Source organism: Pseudomonas sp. DF5 (genome assembly GCF_058148225.1).
Window position 1 is genome coordinate 19,741 of the sequence record NZ_JBYVYM010000045.1, and the last position, 7,982, is coordinate 27,722.

General features: G+C 55.3%; 5 protein-coding genes. All 5 read left to right on the top strand.

What is annotated here, in order from left to right; translation table 11 throughout:
* Position 1: 1 nt before the first annotated feature.
* Positions 2-727, top strand: coding sequence for a DUF4123 domain-containing protein (locus tag AC30D7_RS27985; protein WP_490136242.1), 726 nt, complete (start codon positions 2-4; stop codon positions 725-727).
* Complete coding sequence (locus AC30D7_RS27990; protein ID WP_490136239.1) at positions 724-5,700, top strand: RHS repeat-associated core domain-containing protein; 4,977 nt, start codon at positions 724-726, stop codon at positions 5,698-5,700. Before AC30D7_RS27985 ends, AC30D7_RS27990 begins: the two co-directional genes overlap by 4 nt.
* Positions 5,697-6,167 (top strand): hypothetical protein, encoded by a 471-nt coding sequence (locus tag AC30D7_RS27995; protein ID WP_258669272.1) that lies wholly within the window; start codon positions 5,697-5,699, stop codon positions 6,165-6,167. The genes AC30D7_RS27990 and AC30D7_RS27995 overlap by 4 nt, the downstream gene beginning before the upstream one ends.
* A gap of 144 nt (positions 6,168-6,311) precedes the next feature.
* On the top strand, positions 6,312-6,917 hold the full coding sequence (locus tag AC30D7_RS28000) for a hypothetical protein (protein ID WP_490136240.1): 606 nt from the start codon (positions 6,312-6,314) through the stop codon (positions 6,915-6,917).
* A 159-nt stretch (positions 6,918-7,076) separates the two neighbouring features.
* Positions 7,077-7,982: hypothetical protein (locus AC30D7_RS28005; protein ID WP_490136243.1), on the top strand; the 906-nt coding region annotated here is incomplete at its 3' end.

Here is a 7,982-nt window from a genome sequence, read left to right on the forward strand (position 1 = left end):
GATGACTCCACAGGCGTGGCTGGCTGAACGGCCGTTGCAGACGGGTGAGCGGTTGTACTTGATTGTTAGTGCGGCCAGTGATGCTGAAGCCCTCAAGTCGCTTTACCAAAACGAACCCACAACCCAGGCGACCCCGATTTGGGGCGGCACACCCTACGCAAGTTGGCAGCCGGTGATGCCCTACCTCATCGAGCTGAAACCCAACTCAAGCTTCCTGCCATGGATTGCCGAAACCGATGCCCAGGACTGGGGTTGGTTGGCGGTGTCCACCAGTGAGCCGGATGTAGTGTTCGAACATCTGCGCAGCCTGACTCAAGTGCGCATGCCGGATGGGACCGAAGTGTTTTTCAGGTTCTGGGATGGACGGCATATCTACCCGATTCTGGAAGGCCTCGGCGATGCCGCGGGCGAGGTGCTGCCGGTGTTTGATCGGTATCTGATTAATGGGAAGAGCCTGGAGGTGGGGCCGAGGGTGGTGCCGCCGGCGAAAGACTGGCCGTGGTGGGAAGTGCCGCAAAAGTTGCTCGATAGTTTGGCGGAAAAAGACCACACCACCGTCGTCGACAACCTGATGCAGTGGCTGGGAGAGGACTGCCCGGAACTGTTCTTCGCCTTCCCCGAAAGTAACTTGCGCCACAAGGTCGAACGCTTCGTTCGCCAACAATCCAATACAGAAGATTTGGCAGAGCGTCTTGCTGCTCAGCTGACAAAGGAAGTCACGTCATGAATACCCCGATTGGTACCTTGGTCCTGCGCGTGCTGGACGCCAAAACCCCTGACGTGAACCTGATTCTCAAAGACTTCAAGAATTGCCTGAGCGACTACAAAGACTGGGCGGACGGCTTCCTGACCGGCTGGGCACTGGATGTCGACCAGACTTTCAAAGTCGGCAATGAAGTCAGCGTGACCAAACGCAAGACCAAAACCGGTAAGGTCGAGACCTACGCGACTTGCCCCCTGGCGGGCGACTTCACGCTGATCCACATGTTCGAGTCGGCGCGCTTCGTACCGATCGGCAACACGCCAGTGAAACTGGAACCCGTCACCAAAGGCACTTTCTACGACGACGTCACCGGTCCCGTTATTGAAACAACGATCGGCCCGAGCGGCATCAAAGTGATCGACGGCTGCAAAAAGGGCCAGATGTACCGCATTACCTTTTTCCCGAACGTATCCCAAAGCAATGTCAAAGCTCTCTACGACTCTTATCAGGGCGTGATCGGCAAACTCAACGGCTGGCTGCAAAGCGAATGGTCGGGCAAGTTCCAGCCACAGTGGGCCAGCTACTCGGCAGCTGACCGCATGGGCCGCTCGGTCATTCTGCTCAAACGCGCGATGGATGGCCTGGAGAAAGCCCTGCTCCGGCTGTGGGACGACATCAAGAGCCTGTTCGAATTGCTCGCGCACCCAAAGGAAAACCTCAAAAAACTGCGCAAATATCTGTCGGACATCGAGATCGACAAACTCTATGCCGCGTCCAAGGAATCGATTGCCTCGGGGCTGTTGATCCTCAGCGACGAACCGCTGATGTTCATCTACGTCGCGGCGATTGTGGCGTGGGTCGGCATGCTGCCGCCCCAAGTGGTTGTCGACGTGGTGACCGCTATGGCGTCCGAGTTCCTGATCAACGTGCTGGTGGGTATCTGCCTAACTGGCGGTGCCGGTATCGCGGTGCGCGTCGGGACCAAGGTCCTGTCCACCGTCAAGTCCGGTGAGGCCGTCAGATACCTCGAAGAACTGGCCGCGACATTGATGAAGTTGAGTGGCGAGCACAGCTTGCCGGCGCATGCCGAGGTGTCGAAACCAGTGATCGCCAGCGCCAAGAACGTGCCGATGAAACCGACAAAAACGGCAGCGATAAAGATCGACGAAGCGGCGGCCAACGGCTCGAAGAGTCAGGTGCCGAAAACCACGGATACACCGAAGCAGGAGGTGAAGGATGCCTCTTCGTTTCCGCGTAAGAAAACCGAAAAACAAACCAAGCTGGAGCCCAAGGAAAAGGTCGACGACGCTTCTACTCAGTCGAAAACACCTGACGATAAAAGCGCTGCCTGCGCCAAGAAAACCTGCACCAATGGTTGCCCCGTATCGATGGTCACTGGTGAAGAGCTGCTGACGCTGACCGACGGTGAACTCGGTGGCCTGCTGCCCTTCAGCTGGACGCGCCTCTATCGCACCAGCGCCGCAGAAATCGACTGTGGCCTCGGTTACGGCTGGAGCCATGCCCTGGCGCAACGCGTCGACATCAACGACGATGAGGTGGTCTGGACCGACCACGAAAACCGCGTCACCACCTTCCCGTTGCCCAGCGTGCAGCGCCCGGCGATCACCAACAGCCTGTCGGAAGCGGCAATTTTCCTTGGCGACGATCCGTCCGAATTGATCCTCACCCAAGCCGGCGAACGCACCCAGTTCTACCACTTCCGCTACAACAGCAAAGGCGCGACGCTGATCGCCATCAGCGACAACTACGACAACCGCCTGCACATCACCCGTGACATTCACGGACGAATCAAACGTGTCGATAACGGCGCCGGTCGCGCCCTCCTCGTGCGCTACGACCGCAAACACATCGTCGCCATCGACTACCAGCAGTTTAGCCCGGCGGATAACCTGGAAGATGCCTGGAGCACTGTCCAGACCCTGGTCACCTATGGCTACGACGCCCAGTACCGCCTGATCGAAGCCAAAAACGCCGCCGGTGAAGCCGAGCGTTATGCCTATAACGACCAGAACGTCATTCTCGAGCGGCAACTGGCCGGAGGTGCCAGTTTCTACTGGGAATGGGAAAAAGAAGGCAAGTCAGCCCGCTGCATCCACCACTGGGCAAGCTTCTCCCAGATGGACGCGCACTACGCTTGGGATGACAAGGGCAGCGTCACCGTTACCAACGCTGACGGCAGCGAAGAAGTCTACACCCACGACGATCAGGCTCGACTGGTCGCCAAAGTCGACCCGGATGGTGCCGAACACCTGAAGGCCTACGATGACAAGGGCCGCCTGATCGCCGAAAAAGCCCCCCTCGGCGCGGTCACCGAATACCAGTACAACGAAGCCGGTCGACTGGTTGCGGTGATTCCGCCAGAAGACGCCCCCACCACTTACGAGTACTACCACGGCTACGTCCGTGTGGTGAACCGTGGCCCAGCAAAGTGGACATACTGGCGCAACGATCAGGGCGACATCACCGAACAAGTCGACCCGGACGGCAATTCGACCCACTACAGTTACAACCGCCAAGGCCGTCTGCTGGAAATCCGTCACCCCGACGGCAGTCGTCATCAACTGGGCTGGAACAACCTCGGCCAACTGCTCGAAGAACAGTTACCGGACGGCGGCCAGCGCAAATATCGCTACGACGCCTTGGGCCGGCAGATCACCCGTCAGGACGAAAGCGGCGCAATCACCCACTACCAATGGGACGCTGCTAACCGCCTCGCGCAAATCACTTTGCCAGGCGGCGCTACGCGCGCATTCACCTACAACGCCTACGGCAAAGTCACTGCCGAACGCGACGAACTGGGCCGCGTCACCCGCTACGAATACGCCGATAACCTGCACTTGGTCAGTCGTCGCATCAATCCGGACGGCAGCCAGTTGCGCTATCGCTACGACAACCCGCGCCTGCTGCTCAGCGAGATCGAAAACGAACGTGGCGAGCACTATCACCTCGACTACTACGCCAATGGTCTGATCCAGCAGGAAACAGGCTTCGATGGGCGTCGTACCGCCTACGAGTACGACCTCAACGGCCAACTACTGAAGAAAACCGAATTCGGCGACGACGCCAGCGAGTTGGTCACAGAGTACCAACGCGACGCCGCTGGCCGGTTGCTGGTGAAAACCCTGGCCGATGGCGAGGAAATTCACTACAGCTATGATGCATTCGGCCGTTTGGTCAACGTCGACGACGGTCATTGGCCCCTCGCCTACGAATATGACCTGCAAGACCGCTTGATCACCGAACATCAGGGCTGGGGCACCACGCGTTACGAATACGACAAACTCGGCCAACTGAACCGCTGCCGCCTCCCCGACGGCAGCACACTCGACTACCGCCACCAAACCGGTGGCCGCCTGAGCAGCATCGACCTCAACGGCTCACGCCTGACCACGCACCAGTTCAGCGCTGGCCGTGAACAGCAGCGCCAACAGGGCCTGCTACTCAGCCAATACCAGTACGACGAACAAGGCAGACTGCAAGCCCACACCGTCAGCCAGCAGGACCGTAACCTGTTTCGTCGTCGCTACGCCTACGACGCAAACGGCAATCTTGCGGGTATCGACGACAACCGAAAAGGCAACCGCAGCTATCACTACGATCCGCTTGATCGCCTGATCAACGTCCGTGGCACCACCCCGGAAAGCTTCGCCCACGATCCGGCGGGTAACCTCCTCGGCCAAGGCGACCAGCCAACGGCGAACCTGGCCAACGTCAAAGGCAACCGCCTGCTCATGCAGGGCGACCGCCACTATGACTACGACGCCCACGGCAACCTGATTCGCGAACGTCGCGGTGCAGGGCAGAAACTTGTCACCGAATACCGCTACGACTGCCAACATCGCCTGATAGGTGTCAGCCTCCCCGGCGGCGTTGCGAGCTACAAATACGACGCCTTCGGCCGACGCATCGCTAAAACCGTCGATGGTCAAACCACCGAATTCTTGTGGCAAGGCGAACGCCTCATCGCTGAAAGCGCCGACAACCGCTATCGCACTTACATTTATGAACCCGGCAGCTTCCGCCCACTGGCCATGCTCGATGGCGAAGGCCCACTTGAAGCCACGCCGTTCTACTTCCAACTCGATCACCTGGGTACGCCGCAGGAACTCACCGACTACAGCGGCGAGATCATGTGGTCGGCGAAATACCGCGCTTACGGCAATCTCGCTACTCTCGATATCGCAGAAATCGAAAACCCGTTGCGTTTCCAGGGCCAATATTTCGATGCTGAGACGGGCTTACATTACAACCGGCATCGCTACTACAATCCGGGCACTGGGCGGTATCTGACGCCGGATCCGATCAAGCTTGCGGGTGGGTTGAACAACTACCAGTACGTGCCTAACCCTACGGGGTGGGTGGATCCGTTGGGGTTGAGTTCAACGTGTCCTGGTCCTGATTGCAAGCTGCCCAATAATTCGGCAAATGCAACGAAACCCGACAATATTCCCATGTCCCAGGCTAAGTACGATGAAGTGATTAACCTTGAAAAAGGAAATAGGCCTGCTGACACACGTGAATATCTACCGGAGCATTATGTAAATATGCACGAAGAAGCCTTCAAGCAGCAGGGAGGCTCCTTTGTCGTTATTGACGAATGGATTGAACGCTCTAGTTATCCAACATTCCCTCCTAGAAAATTTGTAGGATTGCCATCAGAGATGGATACCGTGGTTGCCAAATACAAAGCTAGTGGGGGTAACTGGCAAGTGCTCAACAAGGAGCTCAACCTTGGTTCCTCGGACCTTTCCTCCGCCAAAATCTACCTCGTCAAAATCAAGCCTGATGATCCTAGATTTAAATATGAAATTCCAAATGGCAATGAAGCAGGTGCCTATCCAAAAGAATGGGTACCTGGAGGCGAAACAAAAAGCGGAACGAAGGAAGCAGCCCTGATCGGGTCCGAAAAAATCAATCACGGAGCTGACATGAACAAACTTCTGAGCCAATTTGACGACTGGGAACAACTCCAATGATCAGCAACTTTGAAAAAGCGCTAAATAGAGACGAATTCCCAGCCTACTTCAGAGGGGCTGGCGTTTATTTCACGAAAGATCCTGACTGGGGAACTCAGCTACACATCATTAACTGGCAAGGACTTTGCGGCTTTCTAAAAACACAAAAAAGTCCAGAGTCCATATTAGCAAACGCGTTCAAAAAATACGTAGCAACCATTAATAACACCGTAGAAGATGCAAATGATCTTCTCGAAAATATTGGCTGTTATTACTACATGCGAAAAAAGATTCCAGCCCTAGCTGCAAATGGGTTCGATCTAATCCGCGACTTGTCTAGAAATGAAAAGCAGATAATATCTAACTCCATGGGATTCCTGCGTCAAGAACTGAACAAAGCCAACAACGCACAAGACATTGAGCTTTACAATCGGCGAATGACAAAACTTCTAAATGATGGCGGACCAACAAATCTAGAAAATTTATAGGCATAAAATAAGGACAAAGGGACAGATTTATTTTCTAAGCGCTCATGAAAACAAACCTGAGAATCGTCTGGCCGACCTCCCCCTCCTCACGGAGGAGGCGCAAAATTCAAGGTGCGAACTTAGACTTTGCTAGGAGTATGCCAATTGCCTTATCCCGATCTGCAAAATGCTGTTCAACATGCTGGATTCACCGTCACCGAGTTCTCGGATCAGCGAGTATATTTCGGCTGTTGGTCGCTGACCGTCGAAGCTCATGGGTACACCTACTTAATAGTCAACGAAGGACGAGACGGTTGGTTAATGTTTTATCGCATGGGCACCGCAGGAACATTTACGGAACTGGACAAGAAAGTATCGACTTGGATGGACGACTCCGATAAAGCAACTCAATGCCTGATCTGGCTTTCTAGCTACCGCCCTCCCCTACAGCCCCACAAAGTCCGAAATTATTATGTGATTGCCGAAAAGGATCTTGTACCGGAGCAACCCCACAGCGCTGACTGGCCAAAATTGATCGGCTACTGCTACGACGATGACTACTTTTTGTTTTTCGAAGGCAAGGGTCATGGACTGAGTGGGACAGCAGTACCCGCTTGCGGAGGCAAAAAAACTGAGTGGCTAAAGATATTCGCGGCACTGGACGTCGAGTGGTTTATGAGCTGGCTGGAAACACTGAAGTTCACGTCGGAGGAGGCATTTACCTTAGCGTTAACCAAGAAGACAGGCTCGCTCGGAGTTCGTCGATATTAAAAACCATGGTGGAGACAGATTTGTTTCTACGTGACCATGAAAATAATCTGCCCCCCTTTTGCTTCCGATGCATTGCCATCGACAAGTCACTCCCAAAGAAACCGGATCACCACCCAACAAAGGAATGAACCCTTGGTTACCATTGCACGACCATTCGCCATGCTTCTGGCATTGACCCTTTCTCTTGACGCCGTTGCGCTGTCACTTCGATCAGAAAAGCGCGAAGACGGTGCCACTGTGCTGCTGCTCACCAACGACCCTGCCCCGGAGCACGCACCACAGCTCAACGAAGATCCGGCGATACGGGCCGCCTTGATTGACTTCATCGGTTACGCGACAGGCAGCTACACCAACGATGGCTCGTTGATCGTGACGCAAGTACTGGAATCTCTCGATTCAGAGTTCTCGACGTTTGAGGAAGGTGTGCCTGCCGGGCGCAAGATGCTTACCGCCATGGATGACGGTAACCACGGCGACGAACGCGGCGCGCTGTTGCTGGACGAAAAGGGGCAGTTGATCGCCGTTGGGCTGGTCAATGGGCACTGTACCGTCAAATCACGCACAGAGTCGTTGTCCTGCAATCCCGGTCCAGAAACCGTGCTGACCATCTTCCAGGCGAAAGGCGCCAAGAAGCGCGACGCTGACCCAATCATTGTCTGGAGCAAACAGTTGCCGCCATTGATCGCGTATTGGGCCGAAAGTGAAGATCCCGAAACACGCGCTCGAGCGCAAAAAATTGCCACGGTCGAATACATCACCACTGACCCGAAAAAAGACTCCTGGAACGCCTCGCAATTACCTTCCGACTTCCCGAAGGCGATGCTCCCGTTGCTTCCGAAGAATGCCCATCTGGCGGGCGCCGGCGTCGATGGCGTGTACACCACGCCCAGCATGAAAGGCGCACCGATTTACGGTGACTTCGACGAATTGGCAGGCCGCCCACGACATGATTTCGAGGTCATGCTGAAAACCTATACCGAGTTCTCCGACGTCGTCGAGTTTTACAAACAGAATGCCAAGGGTGCCGAGTTAAGTGCGAACGATGAAATGGCATTGATTGAAGGC

Coding starts and splice junctions, on each gene's coding strand:
- AC30D7_RS27985 (WP_490136242.1), top strand. CDS start 2: ATGACTCCACAGGCGTGGCTGGCTGAACGGCCGTTGCAGACGGGTGAG.
- AC30D7_RS27990 (WP_490136239.1), top strand. CDS start 724: ATGAATACCCCGATTGGTACCTTGGTCCTGCGCGTGCTGGACGCCAAA.
- AC30D7_RS27995 (WP_258669272.1), top strand. CDS start 5,697: ATGATCAGCAACTTTGAAAAAGCGCTAAATAGAGACGAATTCCCAGCC.